General features: G+C 40.7%; 17 protein-coding genes. 14 read left to right on the forward strand and 3 right to left on the reverse strand.

Annotated features, from left to right (window positions below):
- Positions 1–87: 87 nt before the first annotated feature.
- From Q8G36_RS11240 to Q8G36_RS11270, 7 genes are all read left to right on the forward strand, one after another.
- Positions 88–1,440, forward strand: coding sequence for an allantoinase (locus tag Q8G36_RS11240; protein WP_305160245.1), 1,353 nt, complete (start codon positions 88–90; stop codon positions 1,438–1,440).
- 424 nt (positions 1,441–1,864) lie between these two features.
- The gene (gene allE, locus Q8G36_RS11245) at positions 1,865–2,629 is read left to right on the forward strand and encodes a (S)-ureidoglycine aminohydrolase (RefSeq protein WP_305160246.1); all 765 of its coding nucleotides are present in this window, start codon (positions 1,865–1,867) and stop codon (positions 2,627–2,629) included.
- A 129-nt stretch (positions 2,630–2,758) separates the two neighbouring features.
- Positions 2,759–3,142, forward strand: a complete 384-nt coding sequence (locus Q8G36_RS11250; RefSeq protein ID WP_207117649.1) for a cupin domain-containing protein — start codon at positions 2,759–2,761, stop codon at positions 3,140–3,142.
- Positions 3,143–3,402: 260 nt separating this feature from the next.
- Complete coding sequence (locus Q8G36_RS11255; RefSeq protein WP_305160247.1) at positions 3,403–4,707, forward strand: uracil/xanthine transporter; 1,305 nt, start codon at positions 3,403–3,405, stop codon at positions 4,705–4,707.
- A gap of 298 nt (positions 4,708–5,005) precedes the next feature.
- Positions 5,006–7,174: a malate synthase G gene (locus Q8G36_RS11260; RefSeq protein WP_305160248.1), complete on the forward strand. Its 2,169-nt coding sequence runs from the start codon at positions 5,006–5,008 to the stop codon at positions 7,172–7,174.
- 586 nt (positions 7,175–7,760) lie between these two features.
- Positions 7,761–7,955 carry a hypothetical protein gene (locus tag Q8G36_RS11265; protein WP_305160249.1) on the forward strand — a complete coding sequence of 65 codons (195 nt, stop codon included), beginning with the start codon at positions 7,761–7,763 and terminating at the stop codon, positions 7,953–7,955.
- Positions 7,956–8,529: 574 nt separating this feature from the next.
- On the forward strand, positions 8,530–9,792 hold the full coding sequence (locus Q8G36_RS11270) for a pyridoxal-phosphate-dependent aminotransferase family protein (protein WP_305160250.1): 1,263 nt from the start codon (positions 8,530–8,532) through the stop codon (positions 9,790–9,792).
- Between the two features lie 286 nt (positions 9,793–10,078).
- Here the strand turns inward: Q8G36_RS11270 and Q8G36_RS11275 are convergent, their stop codons facing one another.
- Genes Q8G36_RS11275 through Q8G36_RS11285 form a run of 3 tightly spaced genes read right to left on the reverse strand, consistent with a single transcriptional unit; the run spans position 10,079 to position 12,440 of the window.
- Positions 10,079–10,525 carry a PaaI family thioesterase gene (locus Q8G36_RS11275; protein ID WP_305160251.1) on the reverse strand — a complete coding sequence of 149 codons (447 nt, stop codon included), beginning with the start codon at positions 10,523–10,525 and terminating at the stop codon, positions 10,079–10,081.
- A gap of 14 nt (positions 10,526–10,539) precedes the next feature.
- Complete coding sequence (locus tag Q8G36_RS11280; RefSeq protein WP_305160252.1) at positions 10,540–12,090, reverse strand: solute symporter family protein; 1,551 nt, start codon at positions 12,088–12,090, stop codon at positions 10,540–10,542.
- Positions 12,087–12,440, reverse strand: coding sequence for a DUF485 domain-containing protein (locus Q8G36_RS11285; protein ID WP_305160253.1), 354 nt, complete (start codon positions 12,438–12,440; stop codon positions 12,087–12,089). The genes Q8G36_RS11280 and Q8G36_RS11285 overlap by 4 nt, the downstream gene beginning before the upstream one ends.
- A 273-nt stretch (positions 12,441–12,713) precedes the next feature.
- On the opposite strand from Q8G36_RS11285, the gene Q8G36_RS11290 reads away from it, so the two are divergent.
- From Q8G36_RS11290 to paaD, 7 genes are all read left to right on the forward strand, one after another.
- Positions 12,714–14,042 carry a phenylacetate--CoA ligase family protein gene (locus Q8G36_RS11290; protein ID WP_305160254.1) on the forward strand — a complete coding sequence of 443 codons (1,329 nt, stop codon included), beginning with the start codon at positions 12,714–12,716 and terminating at the stop codon, positions 14,040–14,042.
- 23 nt (positions 14,043–14,065) lie between these two features.
- Positions 14,066–15,082, forward strand: coding sequence for an NAD(P)/FAD-dependent oxidoreductase (locus Q8G36_RS11295; RefSeq protein ID WP_305160255.1), 1,017 nt, complete (start codon positions 14,066–14,068; stop codon positions 15,080–15,082).
- Positions 15,083–15,100: 18 nt separating this feature from the next.
- Positions 15,101–15,340, forward strand: a complete 240-nt coding sequence (locus Q8G36_RS11300) for a ferredoxin (protein ID WP_305160256.1) — start codon at positions 15,101–15,103, stop codon at positions 15,338–15,340.
- A 129-nt stretch (positions 15,341–15,469) separates the two neighbouring features.
- Positions 15,470–16,426 carry a 1,2-phenylacetyl-CoA epoxidase subunit PaaA gene (paaA, locus tag Q8G36_RS11305; RefSeq protein WP_305160257.1) on the forward strand — a complete coding sequence of 319 codons (957 nt, stop codon included), beginning with the start codon at positions 15,470–15,472 and terminating at the stop codon, positions 16,424–16,426.
- 18 nt (positions 16,427–16,444) lie between these two features.
- Positions 16,445–16,804, forward strand: a complete 360-nt coding sequence (gene paaB / locus Q8G36_RS11310; protein ID WP_061461908.1) for a 1,2-phenylacetyl-CoA epoxidase subunit PaaB — start codon at positions 16,445–16,447, stop codon at positions 16,802–16,804.
- Entirely contained in the window at positions 16,794–17,594 is an 801-nt protein-coding gene (paaC, locus tag Q8G36_RS11315; RefSeq protein ID WP_305160258.1) for a 1,2-phenylacetyl-CoA epoxidase subunit PaaC, read from the forward strand. The genes paaB and paaC overlap by 11 nt, the downstream gene beginning before the upstream one ends.
- A gap of 26 nt (positions 17,595–17,620) precedes the next feature.
- The gene (gene paaD / locus Q8G36_RS11320) at positions 17,621–18,118 is read left to right on the forward strand and encodes a 1,2-phenylacetyl-CoA epoxidase subunit PaaD (RefSeq protein WP_305160259.1); all 498 of its coding nucleotides are present in this window, start codon (positions 17,621–17,623) and stop codon (positions 18,116–18,118) included.
- The last annotated feature ends 9 nt before the right edge of the window (positions 18,119–18,127 follow it).

Below are 18,127 nucleotides of genomic sequence, written 5' to 3' on the forward strand. Positions count from 1 at the left end.
TGTTCGTTTCTTCATTATGCAACTGTAAAAGAGGATTGGCCTTGTAGTTTTTATGAAATTTGATTTCCCATAGAAAGGAATGAACCTATGGCTACATATGATTTACTCATTAGAAATGGAAATCTTGTAATGTTTGATTCGATTGTTCAAGGAGATATTGCAATTAAGGAAGGGAAAATAAAAGAAGTGACTATCGGAAAAAATATTGATGCTATAGCAACAAGAGAAATTAATGCTGAGGGGCAGCACATCCTCCCAGGATTAATTGATTCTCATGTTCATTTCAACGAGCCAGGCAGAACTGAGTGGGAAGGTGTTCAAACTGGTAGCAGAAGTTTAGCGGCAGGTGGGGTGACAACCTATTTTGATATGCCATTGAACAGTACACCGCCAACAATCAATAAAGAATATTTGGCATTAAAGAGAGCTTGCTCCGAAGAAAAGTCGGTAGTCAATTGCCGCTTTTGGGGTGGACTTATACCAGAAAATATTGAGAATATTAAGGAACTTGATGAAAATGGAGTAATTGGATTTAAAGCTTTTATGTCACCGAGCGGAATTGTCGATTTCAATCATGTCGATGATATTACGATTTTTAAAGGGATGAGAGAAATTGCCTCTGTAGGCTCACTTTTAGCCGTTCATGCTGAAAGTACAGTCATTTGTGATCAGCTTGCACAAGAAAAACAAAGACTAAATAAGACGACTGCAAAAGACTTCGTCGAATCAAGACCGATAATTTCCGAAATTGAAGCGGTAAGAAGAATAATTTCATATGCAGAAGCTACAGGGTGTAAGCTGCATATTGTTCATGCGAGCAGCCGGAAAGTAGTGGATGTCATTAATCAGGCAAAGCAAAGAGGCCTGGATATTACGGTAGAAACATGCCCTCATTATTTATCTTTGACATTAAAAGACTTAGAGGAAAAAGGCGGATTGGCAAAATGCTGCCCTCCACTGCGTGATGATGAAGAAGTAGAACAATTATGGGAAGCTGTAGCAAACGGTGAAATTGACGTTATAGCATCCGACCATTCACCAGCACCTCCATCTATGAAAGAGGTAATAAATGAAGACTTTTTCAGTGCCTGGGGTGGGATTTCCGGTGCCCAATCTACGCTCAATATATTGTTGACAGAGGGGCATTTCAACCGTAATCTTCCTCTGGGGAAAATTGTTGAATTAACATCAACGAATCCAGCTAAGTTATTTGGCCTTTATCCCCATAAAGGGATAATAGCCGTTGATAGTGACGCTGATCTGGCGATAGTTGATCTGAACAGAAGCTTCGAGCTGAAAAAGGAAAATTTGTTCTACCGCCATCAGCAGTCGCCTTATGTTGGCAGGACATTCAAAGGGCAAGTAACGACAACGATCGTCAATGGGGCTATTGTTTTTGAAAATGGAAGCATTACCACTGTGGAAAAAATTAAAATCTAGGATTGTTAAGCTATAGGACTGAGAAAATCTCAATTCATTTTATTAGCTTATTATGGATGAGTCGCTTAAGCCTGTAAGGAACTAGGACCTGATTACCTAAAAGAGAAAGTCATGGATGAAGAAATAAGAAGATAAACTGTTTTATCTATAATAGACAAAAATATAAAGCGTTTTTATCGATTAGGCATAAAGACTAATTAAATGAAAGCGTTTAATTTTTATATAAGGGACTTAATTGTTTCTGAAACAAGCTAATAATATATGAAAAGAAGCTTCAATTATAAGTTGATCTATATCGGGAACAGGGCACACCATGAGTTACATATTTTCAAAGGGCGCCTGCTTATATTGGCTCACGATTAAAACGTTGATTGGTGTCATATGAATTAGCTCACAAAATACGATTAAAAGGAGAGTTTAAAAGATGGGTTATCCTAAAGATTTATTAGCAAGCAGATCAATAATTGAGCACGGTAAATATGCTTTAATTGCACCTGAAGGATTGGTTAATAATGTTGTTCCGGGATTTGAGAATTGTATCATTTCCATATTGGGTTCTCCAAAGCTTGGAGCAAGCTTTGTCGATTACATTGTGACAATGCAAAAGGAAGGAAGGAACAGCGAGGGGTTTGGTGGACAAGAAGATGTAGAGACATTTGTCTATGTTATTGAAGGGAAAATAAAAGCTGCTGCAGGTGAACAAGAGTTTGTCCTCGATGAAAGCGGTTATTTGTACTGTCCGCCAGGAACAAAGATGTATTTAGAAAACCAATTGGATGGAGATTCTAAACTATTCCTATATAAGCAAAAGTATCGTCCACTTGAAGGACGGAGACCATGGGTTTATTCAAACCATGCGAACAATATTGAATTTAGGATTTATGATGATATGCATAATGTCCATCTTAAAGATCTTTTGCCTGCTGATATAGATTTTGATATGAATTTTCATATTCTATCCTTTGATCCTGCTGCATCTCATCCGTTCATCGAAACACATGTGCAAGAACATGGCGCCTACTTACTCTCGGGAGAAGGGATGTATAATCTGGATAATCAGTGGGTTCCTGTAAAGAAAGGAGATTACATTTTTATGGGTCCATATGTACATCAAGCAGCCTATGCGGTAGGTAGAGAAAATTTAACCTATGTTTACTCTAAAGATTGTAATCGTGATGCATCCTTGTAAAAGGTCACATCACTTAGAAGGAATGCGTAGATGCCTACTTTTAGAGATTTAATGCGGGCAGAATCTGGATTATAGGGAGATCTGGTAAGTGTAATTCAAAACCATTAAATATTAAAGAGGTGCTGAGATATGGACCAGAATGTAATTTTGAACAAAAAGTCGATAATAGAGGAAAGAGTTTTTGAAATCGATAAAATAGCAAAATTCGATTCTAATGCACCACAAAAAAATTATTTCTATGAAACGGATAAAACTGTTGGGGCAGTTTGGTGTCTTGAACCTGAGCAGGAAGTATTTTTACATTCCCATTCGAATGTTGATGATATTTGGGTTTGCATTGAGGGGGAAGGAACATACTTTCCTGATTTAGAGAATGAGATTACGATCAGAAAAGGAATGGTAGTATTGGCCAAGCCTAATCAAATTCATGGAATGCGTAATACAGGAAACAGTCGATTCATGTTTGTAGGCTTTGCTGCAGGGGCATTGCCTATGGATATAACGAGATATTAGAAAAAGGTAAAAATTATTAAACAATTACAAAATAATTTAAGTTTCTTCTTTCAAAAAACAAAAAAAGTGATTAAGGCGAAGCGATTGTAATGAAGACAGCGCTTCGCTTATATTTTTATCTATAAAAAGAGATGATTTGTAATTTTTACGAAGAAACTATGGATTCCAGGGGTAATCAATACTTTTAAGAACTGGCTTCCTTAAAAACTCGCAAACAGATTTTGTGAAAAATCCAGATATCGGAAATGGTGATGATTAAGATGACACAGCAAGGAGTTACTGTAACATTATTGTCCTCTTTACAGTGGCTTTTTTTTATTTTTGCCAATACGGTTGTCGTACCAATTTCTGTAGGAGCAGCATTCCAGCTTCCTACAGAAACAATTGAAATGACGATAAGATGCTCCTTTATCTTTACAGGAATATCCTGTATTCTACAGGCCTGGATTGGGCATCGTTATCCATTATTGGACAGCCATTCGGGGCTAATGTGGGGTCTGATGATAAATATGGGCATCTCTGCATCTGCACTCGGATTGGATTTTGCAACCGTAGGAGGAGGAATTGCAACAGGTATTTTGCTGGCTGGAGCTGTAACCGTACTGCTTGCGGCATTTAACCTGATTTATATCATACAGAAAGTAATTAAGCCGATGGTGATAAGTGTTTATATATTTTTGCTAACCTTTCAGCTCATCTTTATTTTCTTCAAAGGTATGTTTAAAATAACCGAAAGTGGAACAATTGATCTCCCTGTCAGTTTGTTTTCAATCTTGATTGTCATCTTCGTTGGCTTATTAAGGGTTAAAGGAGGGAAAATACTAGGCAATTTCTCAATCCTAATTGGAATTATCGTAGGATGGTCATTATATCGAATTATTTTCCCTTCAGATCTTCCGACGGCTAGCTCTTCAGGTATGGCATTCACTTTCTTTCCCCTTGGAACTCCAAACTTGAATATTGGTATTATTTTTGTCTCCTTTTTTGCGGTCCTTCTGAATTTAACGAATTCTTTCGCTTCTATTCAAGCTGTTGCAGATGTTTACAAGGAAAAGGTGGAACATAGTCAATACAGGAGATCTATTTTTGTAACAGGTATTTTTGCGTTTATCACTTCGATTTTTGGCTTGGTCCCTTTTACACCATTTACATCTACGATAGGGTTTTTACAAAGTACCAAGTTATTTAAACGAGAGCCATTCATTATAAGCGGATTCTTGTTTACTCTCCTTGGAATTATTCCCCCATTAGGGAGATTCTTAGGAACAATACCACTAACAATAGGTAACGCTGTTTTATTTGTCGCATACCTTCAATTGTTTGGGACCGCATTAAACAGCCTAAAAGGAACGTTATTCAACTCTGAAACGATACTCCGTTTAGCGGGACCAGTCCTAGCTGGAGTTAGCATTATGAATATCCCGCCAGCATTATTCGGCAGTATTCCTGTCCTCTTGCAGCCTTTCATTACAAATGGTCTAATTATGGGTGTCATTATATCGATCGTTATGGAAAAACTCATTGATTGGAATAAGTTAACAAATAAATGGGAAGTCGGGCAGTAACCGAATTATCTACCTGAAAATGGATTAATGAGCAACAACAACAAAAAGTGATTATTCTAAAAAAAAAGGATTTCATTTTAGTGAAGAAAAAAGGAGTTCATATAATATTGACTACTTTGGACATCTCTAACGATAACCTTGAAATTGATTATAAGAAAACAAAACAATAAATTGAGAACTTGATTAATCGATAACAAATTAAGTATTGAACCCGTTCAAAGGTAGGAGAGATTCCCTGGTTTATATTCTTTTCGGCGTATGCCGGGAGTCAAACTAATTTTTAAAGGAGGAATACAACATGGGAGAATATGTGAAAATAGGTAATCTTCAAGTGGCTCCGGTACTTTTTGAATTTATCAATAAAGATGGGCTACCTGGAAGCGAACTGAATCAGGAACAATTTTGGGTTGATTTTGAAAAATTGGTACATGACATGTCTCCAAAAAACAAAAAAATGTTAGCTCGCCGTGATGAAATTCAAACCAAAATCAATAGATGGCACAGAGAAAATAAAGAGAGGGACTTTGCTAAATATAAATCATTTTTACAAGAAATTGGCTATCTCGAACCTGAAGGAGAAGACTTTCATATTACGACAGAAGGGGTAGATGATGAAATAGCCTTCCAAGCTGGGCCGCAGCTAGTTGTCCCGGTTGATAATGCTCGTTATGCTATTAACGCTTCTAATGCAAGGTGGGGAAGCCTTTATAATGCCCTTTATGGAACAGATGTTATTAGCGAAAAAAAAGGAGCCTACCGAGAAGGGAGCTACAATGAAGTACGCGGTGGAGAAGTCATTTCATTTGCAAAGGATTTTCTTGATCAAGTAACTCCTTTAAAGGATCATTCACATAAAGACGCTGTGAAATATGCAGTAGTAGATGGGAAATTAGCTGTTACACTCAAAGATGGAGAAATTACGAGTTTAGTAGAGGAATCTAAGCTAGTTGGCAATCAAGGTGAATATGAAAAGCCATCGGCTATTTTATTAAAAAATAATGGGTTGCATTTTGAAATTCAGATTGATAGAAGTCACCCGATCGGTAAAATAGATAAAGCAGGCGTTAAGGACATTCTAATGGAATCTACCCTTACGACCATTATGGATTGTGAGGATTCTGTTGCCGCAGTGGATGCTGATGATAAAGTCCTGGTATATCGAAATTGGTTAGGTCTTATGAGAGGTGATCTGACTGTAACTTTCAAAAAGGATAATAAAATGATGACACGTACAATGAACCCGGATCGTTTATACAGAGCACCAGATGGAGAAGATTTCTCTTTGCCTGGTCGTTCACTTATGTTTGTCCGTAACGTGGGACACTTAATGACCACAAACGCAGTCCTAGATGCAAATGGTGAGGAGATTCCTGAAGGGATTATGGATACAGTCATAACTAGTTTACTTGCCAAACATTCCCTGTTGGGGAATGGTAAATATCAAAATTCATCTAAAGGATCAGTTTATATCGTAAAGCCCAAAATGCATGGATCCGAAGAGGTGGCTTTTGCCAATGAACTCTTTGATCGTGTGGAAGACATGCTTGGTCTACGGCGAAATACATTGAAAATTGGTGTTATGGACGAAGAACGTCGAACTTCATTGAACTTGAAAGCTTGTATCCGCCAAGTTAAAGAAAGAGTGGCATTTATTAATACCGGGTTCCTAGATCGAACGGGAGACGAAATTCATACTTCAATGGAAGCCGGACCTATGATCCTCAAAAATAACATGAAAGGATCAAAATGGCTACAAGGTTATGAAAAATCGAATGTCATTGTAGGTCTGGCAACCGGTTTTCAAGGTCGAGCTCAAATTGGTAAAGGAATGTGGGCAATACCTGATATGATGGCGGAAATGCTAACGCAAAAGATTGGCCATCTGAAAGCAGGGGCGAATACATCATGGGTGCCTTCACCAACTGCAGCGACATTGCATGCTCTTCATTATCATCAAGTGGATGTAAAAAAGGTACAAGATGAGTTGAAAAAGAATCCAGTAAATTTACGTGATGATATTTTAGAAATCCCAGTGGCTCAAAACCCCGAATGGAGTCCGGAAGAAATTCAGGAAGAGCTAGATAACAATGCTCAAGGTATCCTCGGTTATGTTGTACGTTGGGTAGAACAAGGAATTGGTTGTTCTAAAGTACCAGATATCAACAATGTAGGGTTGATGGAAGACCGTGCCACACTAAGAATTTCGAGTCAGCATATCGCTAACTGGCTACACCACGGAATTTGTACAAAAGGACAGGTTTTGGAGACTTTACAACGAATGGCTAAAGTAGTGGATGAACAAAACAGTGGAGATTCAGCATATCAATGTATCGCGGGAAATTTCGACAGCTCAGTGGCGTTTCAAGCGGCATGCGACCTAGTGTTTCAAGGCTATAACCAACCAAGTGGGTATACTGAGCCAATCCTGCATCGACGACGCATTGAAGCGAAGAAAAATAAGTTGTAACAATAAGTGATTTCTGGGGCATTCAGACCAACCAGGATGCAATGTTATTAAATTCATGAAGCTTAGCGTAGTGTCATAACTTAACTTCTACTAGTAAATTCATGCGGGGCATCGGAATAAAATAAGTGATTATTCGATAAAATGGGGAACAAGTGATCAAGATTACTTGTTCCCCATTTTGGTCTAATTCTTTATAAAAAGAAGAAGCTAAGTAGACATATATGAATTAGATGTAACAAGAATTGACATCATCTTTTTAGTTTTGCAGACCATCAGAAGTTAATTTGGACGGCATAAGTAGAACTAGTATCTTAATTTATCAAAAAATACCAGTGAAATATGATAAGGAGCTAACTATAACAATAAGTACCAATTCATTTGATCATAGAAATCTGTATATGATTGGTTTGCTTTCAGTTGGTTATTTTGCACAAAAAAACACCGAAATACTAACAGAATTGTCAATGAAGTTAAATGCGAAAGCAAGTAAAATAATAGATGACATAAATTTTGTGAATATTCATAACGTGAATGGGTATTGTGAAGGGAAGCGATGTAATGGTCAATCAAAACGGAAAATTGATCGATGAAAAGGATGATGGTGCGTTCGATGATAGAATGGTTAGCATCTTTCGGGGCAACAGAGAGTAATGGGTTGACCGGGTTATTATATTCCAAGGAATGGATGAGCGCTCAGCAGGAAATGAAAGCTGAGATGGAAAAAGAAAACCTTATTACATATTTTTATAGTATTGGCAACTTGTTTGGCAGGCTTGAGTAAACGGACCACACCGGTCAAATAGACTCGGTCAAGGATGGAGGGAATATGACGGCGGATATGGGGTCGTCAGCCTATTGTCGGGCAGCGCCGTTATACGGTGAAAATCATTGGTGAGAGTGATCATGCGGGCACCACTCCCATGCATACAGGAAGGATGCTGTCGGTTTGGCTTCGGAATTCAATGTTCCGAATGTCATCACGAGGAAGAGGTTCTTGAAAGGTTTGTAAGGACATCTTTTCGACTTTCGATTCCTTGCCAAAGAAAGCGGAAATGAAGCTGTAGGGTTTCACAATGGATGGATGTCAAACCTGTTGCGATGGATTGGGAAATGAATCGCCTTGTCGGAAAGGTAGCTTAAGAGAAGAATATATCATACCCAGATATGGTCAGCGGAGCCGGCCATGATGCACAGGTATTTGGTTCGTTTTGTCCGGCTTGCTTGCTGTTCGTTCCAAGAAAGGGGGGCATCAGCCATTCACCTTAGGAGTTTACGAGTGTTGCGGATATGGAAAAGGGAATCGAAGGTTTAAGTGACACACTTTATAAATTAGCCTATTGAAGGAGTTGGTTAAAATGGCATATTCAGAATTGAATGCACCGATGAGAACGATCATGACACCAGGACCGGTCGAAGTTGACCCGCGTGTTTTAAGGGCGATGAGCACACCGATATTAGGGCAATTCGATCCTGCATTCACCACTATCATGAATGAAGTGATGGAAATGCTGCGTCTAGTTTTTCAAACGAAAAATAAATGGGCGTTCCCGATTGATGGCACCTCAAGATCCGGTAATGAAGCGATTCTATGCAGTATCATTGAGCCGGGAGATAAAGTCCTGGTTCCTATATTCGGAAGGTTCGGTCATTTATTGGTGGAAATCTGTGAGCGATACGGAGCTGAAGTCCATACGTTGGAATGTCCTTGGGGAGAAGTGTTCGAACCGCAAGCAGTCATTGCGGAAATCAAGAAAGTCTCCCCTAAAATAACAGCAATCGTCCATGGGGAAACCTCCACTGGTTGTATGCAGCCTTTGAAGGAAATCGGGTGGGCCTGCCGTGAATTGGGTGTCCTGCTTGTGGTGGATGCGGTTGCCTCCATCGGGGGCACTGATGTTAAGGTGGATGAATGGTGTATTGATGGATTGATAGGAGGGACACAAAAATGCTTGTCCGTTCCTTCCGGTATGGCTCCGATTACGTATAATGAGCGAATAGAAGAAATCATCCAGTCCCGCAAAAAGGTGGAAGGTGGTATTGCGACGGATGAAGACAACCAAAAGGTTTCGCTCAGCAGTCCGATCACCAGTAATTATTTCGATTTAAGCATGCTGCAGGATTATTGGGGGCCGCGCCGTTTGAATCACCATACGGAAGCGACTTCCATGATTTATGCGTTACGTGAAGGATTACGTCTTGTGCTTGAAGAAGGTCTGGAAACGCGCTTTGCCCGTCATGAACTTCACGAAGCTGCTCTCATTGAAGGGATCAAGGCAATGGGACTTACGTTATTCGGGGATGGGAAAAACAAACTTCCGTGTGTAACTTGCATCGAAATTCCAAAAGGAATCGATGGTGAAGCCGTAAGAGCCATGCTGTTGAATGAATTTGGTATCGAAATCGCTTCCTCATTTGGTCCGCTTCACGGGGAAATCTGGAGGATCGGGACCATGGGATTCAGTTGCAGGAAAGAAAACATCCTGTTTGTATTGGCCTCCTTGGAAGCTGTCCTTTTGCGCCAGGGGTTCCAAGTTAATCGGGGAGAGGCTTTGCAGGCTGCGCTGGATGTATATGAAGGAGAGAAGGAGAAAATGGTAGCATCACGAGGATTTCTTTGATTAATTGATGTCCATGTGCATTTCAGCGAATCTGGCCGTAATCATTGGGAAGGCATAGAGGGAAAATCGTTTATCAGCCGGATGGGATAAGTGAAAGGGGCGTGGGGAGTGGTTAAAAGTGATAGATTCCAGTATTGCGGTCAATAACTAGAAGAAGGGTTTAAAATAGGGGAGGGGGATTCCAAATCGGGAATCCTCCTTTTTTTTATGTCTGCGTATGTATCCTTGGAAAATCAAGGGGAAGGAAACCGGACAAATGGATTGCTTGTCCGGTTTCAAACGTTACTTATTCAACTTCGCCTACGAAATATTGATTTTTCCTGTATACCATCGCTTCCATGGTTGCAATCAATTCCCTTTCATTTAACACGTCTATTTTATACCATGCCAGTTTATGGTTTTTCTTGATCTCTTCCGCTCTGGCAGTTAAAGTCTCACCCCGTTTGCCAGCTGATAAGAAATTGATGTTGTTTGAAACGCCAACCGCTATTTTGCCATAGGAATTGCTGGCTGCTGCGAACACGTAATCAGCAAGTGAAAAGATAATGGCACCATGAACCGTTCCGTGTGCATTGAGCATGTGGTCACTTGGAATCAATTCTGCTTCAGCTGTGCCGGGACCGAGTTTCGTCAATCTCATCCCGAGGAAAGAAGCATATGGTTCTTCGACCAGTACTTGTTTGATTTGATCATAATGCAATTCGTGAATATCCTGATCTAAATGTGTGGTCATGAAAATCCCCCTCCTTAATGGTCTTTTGCTGAACTTATCCCATATCCGGTGTTTGATTTGAACAGTACTTCAGCAAAACTGTTTTCCTCATCTTTTGCCTTTGACAAGATTGTGCCTAAATAAGCTCCAATAAAGCCGAGCGGCACGGTGAAAATGGTCGGGTTGCTCATCGTGAAGAGGGGATCGCCTGTGAAAATCCCCATTCCAGGTTCCGGATTCCATACATTAGGACTGAGCATGACCAGTATGATGGAGCTGAGTAACCCGAATAACATTCCTGTGATCGCTCCGGTTGCGTTGAAGCGTTTCCAATATATTGTGCAAAGGATGATCGGTAAATTGGCACTGGCAGCAATTCCAAGCGCAAGGACTGAAAGAAAAGCGACATTCATTGATTGAGCAAATAAAGCAAGTAAAATCGAAATGACCGCTACGCCGACCGAAGCTATACGGGCAACGAGAATTTGCTTTTTTTCCGTAATATTCCCGTCTTTGATGATTTCACCGTATATGTCATGTGCAAAAGCGGATGCCGACGTTAAAACAAGTCCGGATACAACCGCTAATATCGTGGCAAATGCCACAGCGGATACGAAAGCGAATAAAAATTCACCGCCCACGGTTAATGCAAGCAGGGGCGCGGCCATGTTTCCGGCCGAGTTTGCTTCGACGATCCGGTCAAAACCGACGAAAGCGGCAGCACCGAAACCAAGGAAAATCGTCATGATGAAAAATATCCCTATAAACCATGTGGAATATACGACGGATTTCCTTGCAGTAGCCGCATCCTTCACTGTAAAGAAGCGGACGAGCAAATGCGGAAGGCCCGCTGCTCCAAGTACAAGCGACATATTGAATGAAATCATGTCAAGTCCATCGGTGTATTTATTTCCAGGATTCAAAAAATCATTTCCAAGAGGTGTTGCGTTTTGGACATGATGGAACATCTCTGAAATGTTGAAATTAAAACGGGAAAATACGATGAACGTCAACACAGCGGAACCGCATAGTAAAAGAACCGCTTTGGTGATCTGCACCCAGCTTGTCGCTCTCATCCCGCCGAAAATTACATAAATCGTCATCAATACACCGACAAGAAGTACGGATATCCAATAATCGATGCCGAGCAACAGTTTAATTAATCCTCCTGCACCAACAAGTTGAGCAATCATGTAAAAGATTGAAATGACAAGTGTATTAGCCGCAGCAATCCCACGCACCTTTTTTGATTTAAAGCGAGCTGATATCATGTCTGCCAGCGTAAATTTACCTAAATTTCGAAGTGGTTCCGAAACAAGATACAGTAAGACAAGAAATGCAACAAGGTTCCCGATGCTCATATAAAAGCCATCAAAACCAATCAGCGCGATCGCGCCTGTAATTCCCAGGAAAGAAGCGGCTGACATAAAGTCACCGGCTACGGCCAATCCATTTTGCCATGCTGTCAATCCGCCGCCGGCAGTATAAAAATCACTGGCATTTTTCGTTTTTTTTGAAGAGTAATAGGTTATTGTAAGCGTTAACAAAATGATGCCTAAAAAAAGCGTAAGGGATAAAATGCTCATTCGCCAAGCTCCTTCTGATATTTATTCAAGATATTCTTAGCCATCTTGTCGTACTTCGCTGATTTTTTTATATAGACAATTCCTCCTATCCATACGACAGCGAATTGGAGAAGTGCATATACCCAAGCCCAAGTAATATTGAAAAAGGCTTCACCTTTCAGTACTTCTGTGTAAGCAGCTAAAATAGGCAGAACAAAATAAAAGGCAAGAAAGAAAAGAGTGACAGGTACGACGAAAGCTTTTTTCTTTTGAAGCAGATCTTTGAATTCTTCCGTTTCAATTAATTGACGATAATTGTTTCCGCTGTCATGACCTTTAGGTGAAAGGCCCATTTTAACCGGTTTTTCCATTATAATCCCCCTTTATATTATAGAACGTTTTTAAAACGGGCGTTAGATAAAAAGATATGTCAATGCTAAAGTTAACATAGTCAGAAAATTTAGTAAATTAAAACTTTGGTTTTTTTGTTTATTCTGTCATTTTTGTAGAATTCAAAAAATCATGATTGACAATGTATAAATGACGTATTAATCTTAAAACTAAGCATAACAATAATTTGATTTCCGTATAATTACCGTTATGAACGTGAAATCCTATGGGACCAAATGAGGGGGACTGAAACAATGTACAATCCGGAAGTTGAAACGGCTACGCGTGCTGAAATGGAAAGTTTACAAATGGCACGCCTTAAAAAAACGATAAGCCATGTATATGAAAATGTACCTTATTACAGAGGAAAATTTGAAGAGATGGGCCTTGATCCAGAAGATATTCAAACTCTAAACGATGTGACAAAGCTTCCATTTACAAAAAAACAGACTCTTCGTGATCAGTATCCGTTCGGTTTATTCGCCGTTCCAATGGAGGATGTGACACGCATTCATGGTTCATCCGGAACAAGCGGAAAGCCTACCATTGTCGGGTATACGAAAAACGATTTGGAAAACTGGGCAACGATCGTCGCACGTGGAATTGTAGCGGCAGGAGGTCGGAAGTCGGATATTTTCCATAACGCATATGGGTATGGTCTGTTTACAGGCGGACTGGGTCTCCATTGCGGTGCAGAAAAGCTAGGGGTTGCCACCGTACCAATTTCAGGGGGGAATACCGATCGCCAGATTACGATCATCAATGATTTTAAACCGCGCGGCATTTGTGGAACCCCTTCTTATATTTTGAATATTGCTGAAAAGATGGAAGAGATGGGGATTGACCCAGCTAAAAATGGGCTTGAGTATGGGATTTTCGGAGCTGAGCCGTGGTCAGAGGAAATGAGAGCGACCCTTGAGAGGAAACTGAATTTGAAAGCGATCGATATTTACGGACTAAGTGAAATCATGGGGCCAGGAGTTGCGATAGAATGCCGTGAAGCACAGGATGGATTGCATATCGCAGAAGACCATTTCCTTGTTGAGGTCATTAACCCCGATACGCTTGAATCAGTTGAGGACGGCAAAGATGGGGAACTAGTCTTTACCAGCCTTACAAAGGAAGCGCTTCCAATCATTCGTTATCGTACGGGTGATATCGCCTCCATTACCCATGAACCTTGTAAATGCGGACGTACCACAACAAGAATGTCCCGTGTTAAAGGCAGAACGGATGATATGATCATTGTCAGGGGAGTGAATGTATTTCCTTCAGAAATTGAGCGTGTGTTATTCCAAATGGAGGGAATCGTGCCTCATTATCAGATTCATCTCGTTAAGAAGGGGAAAATGGATAGTGTTGAACTGCACATCGAAATTGAAAGCGGTTTCTACAAAGAGATTGAAGAAGACTTAACGCATGGAAATGTAGAGATATTAAGGAAAAAGATTCAGCATCAAATGAAGTCCACATGTCTTGTAACGATGGATATTGTTGTCAACATTCCAAAAAGCATTCCGCGTTCAGAAGGAAAAGCCATACGTGTCGTTGATAAGCGGAAAGATGAAGTGATTAATTTATAACTGGCTGGAAAGGAGGATGCCGGATGAGCGAACAAGAAAATGTAGTCGATGTCACGATTATTGGCGGAGGCCCAGTTGGGCTATTTACAGCTTTTTATGGCGGCATGAGGCAATTGTCTGTCAAAATCATTGAAAGTTTGCCACAGCTTGGAGGTCAATTATCAGCGTTATATCCGGAGAAGTATATTTATGATGTTGCCGGATTCCCGAAAGTGAGGGCACAAGAGCTGGTGAATAATTTAAAAGAACAAATGAAAGCGTTTAAACAAGAGGTTTGTTTAGAGCAGGCGGTAGAAACGGTCGAAAAGCAGAAGGATGGAATTTTTAAACTCACTACAAATAAAGAAGTCCACTATTCAAGAACGATCATCATCACGGCGGGCAATGGTGCTTTTCACCCGAGAAAATTAAAAATTGATACGGAAGAAAAGTTCCAAGGTAAAAATCTTCATTATTTTGTAGATGACCTAAATTCGTTCATGGAAAAGGACGTTATTGTTTTTGGAGGCGGTGATTCTGCCGTCGATTGGGCTTTAATGCTCGAGCCTATCGCAAATCGTGTAACGATTGCACACCGGCGGGGGAAATTCCGTGCTCATGAACATAGCGTTGAAAACCTTACGAACTCTGACGTTGAGATCATGACTCCTTATATACCGATTGAATTACGTGGAGCAGAAGAAATTGAACATGTGGTGCTCGAAAACGTGAATAACGGGGAAGAAGCGATCCATAAAGCGGATGCAGTCTTGGTTAATTATGGGTTTATCTCTTCTTTGGGTCCGATTAAAGACTGGAATCTGGATATTGAAAAAAATGCGATTGTCGTTAATTCAAGAATGGAAACGAACATTCCGGGCATTTATGCCGCCGGGGACATCTGCACTTACGAAGGGAAAGTAAAGTTGATAGCTAGTGGGTTTGGAGAAGCACCTACTGCAATCAGCAATGCAAAAGTATTCATCGATCCATCTTCAAAAGTGCAGCCCCTTCATAGCACAAGTTTAATGGAAGAGAAGAAAGAACCAATCATGAAATAGGGGAAGGAGGAAGGCATCATGGCTAAATATACAATTGTGGATCAAGAAACTTGCATTGCTTGCGGTGCGTGCGGTGCCGCTGCACCGGAAATCTTTGATTACAATGATGAGGGAGTGGCATTTGTAATCCAGGATGGGAATGAAGGAACTGCAGAGGTCGCGGAAGATTTATTTGATGATCTGGACGATGCAATGGAAGGCTGCCCAACAGAGTCAATTAAAGTGGAAGCTTCGCCGTTTAAGGTTTTAGTTGAATAAAAGAATCGTAAAACACTAGATAATTTCCTTTTATTTTGAAAAAAGACGGAATAGTCTTGCAATAAATATAACAGTAAAATATAATAACGTTATATAAACGTTATATAATACGAAAAAGAGGTGATTTGAATGAACGTTCTTTTAAATGATATGGCAGAACAAGAAAAACTGAACCAATTTATTGCCAGAATCGAATCTGGGGAAAAGATAGAAGCGGATGATTGGATGCCGGAAGATTATCGGGGCACCCTCATCAAGTTAATATCGATGCATGGCATCAGTGAAATCATGGGGGCGCTTCCAGAAAAGGAATGGGTACCTAAAGCCCCGACCTTAAATAGAAAACTTGGAATCATGGCAAAGGTGCAGGATGAAATGGGGCATGGGCAATTATTGCTTCGAGTCGCCGAGGATTTGCTAAAGCCGTACAGCAAAAAACGGGATGACCTTATGCAAGATTTATTTAAAGGAGATTTAAAGTTTCATAATGTCTTCCATATGGAAGCCAAATCCTGGGGCGATGCAGGATTGATTGGCTGGCTGGTTGATGGGGCAGCCATCATTTCCCAGACGAATATGCTTGGCGCTTCATATGGACCATATGCCCGAGCTTTACAGAGGATTTGCGCGGAAGAAGTTTTTCATGCCCAGCATGGTGAAGCGATAATCATGGCTTTGGCTGAAGGAACGGAAGAACAAAGGAAATTGGTTCAGGACTCCATCAATTATTGGTGGGAATCTTTGTTACTTTTCTTTGGACCTCCCAGTAAGAATGAAGTGGGCTCATCCAAACAGGATATAACGATAAAGTACAGAATCAGAACCAGTACGAATGAAGAGCTTCGCCAAGGCTTTTTGTCTAAATATGTGAAGCGGATCCTTTCACTCGGTTTTACCATTCCAGATGAAACGCTTAGATTTGATAAAGAATCTGAAACATGGATTTACCAACAACCCGATTGGGGGAAATTGAAGGTCATCGCAAGAAATGAAGGGCCCCGTTCGCAGGATCGCTTAAGTCTTCGAAGAACTTCTTATGAAAATAATAAATGGGTACGTGAGGCGTTAGCGCCAAAGGTCATCTAAGGGAGGGGGAAGGACGATATGGAAACTAGACAAGAAAATTACTTTGAAGAATTTGAAGTCTTTAGCCGTAAAACGCAAACTTCACCCGTTCAATATCACTTTAGCCTGCTGGCCCCCAATGAGGATATCGCCATCATGATGGCACAAGAAAATTTCATGAGACGTGAAGCGGTTGATGATATATGGGTCGTGAAAAGACAGAATATACGGAAAATGACGATAGAGGAAAAGAAAACGCTTCAACGTATTGATAATAAAGATTATCGAACCACAAAAGGGTATGGGTATTTAAAGAAAAAATGGCGGAAGTATGAGCAGGGAATGCTCGATGAAAAAGAGATAATGTCTTGGGCAGGAGGCGTAAAAAATGAGGAATGAACCATTGAAGAACATCGCAATCAAGGAATTGCTGCTTCAACTGGCGGACGATGATTTCATCCATTCATATCGCGGTTCGGAATGGCTGGGACTCGCACCGCATATCGAAGAAGATGTTGCATCCTCCTCGATATCTCAAGATACGATGGGGCATGCAGCCATATTTTATAAATTACTCGATGAACTCGGTGAAGGGGATGCGGATAAACTGGCTCACGACCGTCCCGCTAAAGAACGGCGTAATGCGATCATCCTCGAAGTGGTCAATGGTCCAGGGTACTATTTGAAAGACCCGGATTATGATTGGGCTTTTGCGGTAGTGCGGAATTATTTTTATACCCAAGCCAAAGCGATTAAGGTTCAATCCCTTCATTCAAGTTCATATGAACCGCTTGCCGAAGTGGCACAAAAGGTACAGATGGAACTTTACTATCATTTGATGCACTGGAAAACATGGTTCGTCCAATTGCTGGGTTCTGGTCACGAAGAAGCGGTTTCGAGAATGAAAGCAGCGATTGAGAAAACAATGCCGGATTTCGCTGGCGTATTTTCACTTGGACAATATGGAGAAGAAATGGTGGAGCTTGGCTTGATAGAAAGCGAAGCTGCCTTACAGAAGAAATGGATAGAGGCTGTCACCCCTATCTTTGAAAGTGTAGGCTTAGCAACAACTCTTGAAATTGGAATGGCCCAAGGTGATGGACGCAATGGCCAGCATACGGAAGATTTGGAAAAGGCGCTAGAAACGTTAAGTGAAGTGTACGCAACCGATAAAGCGGCTTCATGGTGAATCAATAGAAAAAGGGGAGGGGTATCATGTCGACCGTACTGATAAACACAGAAGAAATATATAAGCTCCTGGAAGACGTTAAAGATCCCGAAATTGATACAGTCAGTATTCTGGATTTAGGGATGGTTGAAGACGTTACGGTTTCGGGCCCGGACGTTTCGGTGAAAATGCTGCCAACTTTTCTAGGGTGCCCGGCATTGTCCATCATTCAAAAAAATGTGGAATCAGCCATAAAACAGCTGCCTGCCGTAAAAAATGTAAGCGTGGAATTTTTACGTTCCCCTTCCTGGACCTCTGATCGAATTACGGAAAAGGGGAAAGCTGGGTTGAAGGTTTTCGGAATCTCCCCTCCTCCTCGACAAATGAAAAAAGATGGATCATGGCATGTAGATTGCCCGTATTGTGAATCGACATATGTCACGATGGAAAATATATTCGGTCCAACGGCCTGCCGCAGCATTTTATATTGCAAAGCATGCAAAAATCCTTTCGAAGCGATGAAACCGATGATTAAAATGATTTAATAAATTGGA

The organism is Peribacillus frigoritolerans, from assembly GCF_030676415.1.
GTDB lineage: Bacteria > Bacillota > Bacilli > Bacillales > DSM-1321 > Peribacillus > Peribacillus frigoritolerans_A.

Bases quoted from the DNA above. Each gene is read 5' to 3' on its own strand.
- Q8G36_RS11240 (WP_305160245.1), top strand. From the start codon at position 88: ATGGCTACATATGATTTACTCATTAGAAATGGAAATCTTGTAATGTTT.
- allE (WP_305160246.1), top strand. From the start codon at position 1,865: ATGGGTTATCCTAAAGATTTATTAGCAAGCAGATCAATAATTGAGCAC.
- Q8G36_RS11250 (WP_207117649.1), top strand. From the start codon at position 2,759: ATGGACCAGAATGTAATTTTGAACAAAAAGTCGATAATAGAGGAAAGA.
- Q8G36_RS11255 (WP_305160247.1), top strand. From the start codon at position 3,403: ATGACACAGCAAGGAGTTACTGTAACATTATTGTCCTCTTTACAGTGG.
- Q8G36_RS11260 (WP_305160248.1), top strand. From the start codon at position 5,006: ATGGGAGAATATGTGAAAATAGGTAATCTTCAAGTGGCTCCGGTACTT.
- Q8G36_RS11265 (WP_305160249.1), top strand. From the start codon at position 7,761: ATGAAAAGGATGATGGTGCGTTCGATGATAGAATGGTTAGCATCTTTC.
- Q8G36_RS11270 (WP_305160250.1), top strand. From the start codon at position 8,530: ATGGCATATTCAGAATTGAATGCACCGATGAGAACGATCATGACACCA.
- Q8G36_RS11275 (WP_305160251.1), bottom strand. From the start codon at position 10,525: ATGACCACACATTTAGATCAGGATATTCACGAATTGCATTATGATCAA.
- Q8G36_RS11280 (WP_305160252.1), bottom strand. From the start codon at position 12,090: ATGAGCATTTTATCCCTTACGCTTTTTTTAGGCATCATTTTGTTAACG.
- Q8G36_RS11285 (WP_305160253.1), bottom strand. From the start codon at position 12,440: ATGGAAAAACCGGTTAAAATGGGCCTTTCACCTAAAGGTCATGACAGC.
- Q8G36_RS11290 (WP_305160254.1), top strand. From the start codon at position 12,714: ATGTACAATCCGGAAGTTGAAACGGCTACGCGTGCTGAAATGGAAAGT.
- Q8G36_RS11295 (WP_305160255.1), top strand. From the start codon at position 14,066: ATGAGCGAACAAGAAAATGTAGTCGATGTCACGATTATTGGCGGAGGC.
- Q8G36_RS11300 (WP_305160256.1), top strand. From the start codon at position 15,101: ATGGCTAAATATACAATTGTGGATCAAGAAACTTGCATTGCTTGCGGT.
- paaA (WP_305160257.1), top strand. From the start codon at position 15,470: ATGAACGTTCTTTTAAATGATATGGCAGAACAAGAAAAACTGAACCAA.
- paaB (WP_061461908.1), top strand. From the start codon at position 16,445: ATGGAAACTAGACAAGAAAATTACTTTGAAGAATTTGAAGTCTTTAGC.
- paaC (WP_305160258.1), top strand. From the start codon at position 16,794: ATGAGGAATGAACCATTGAAGAACATCGCAATCAAGGAATTGCTGCTT.
- paaD (WP_305160259.1), top strand. From the start codon at position 17,621: ATGTCGACCGTACTGATAAACACAGAAGAAATATATAAGCTCCTGGAA.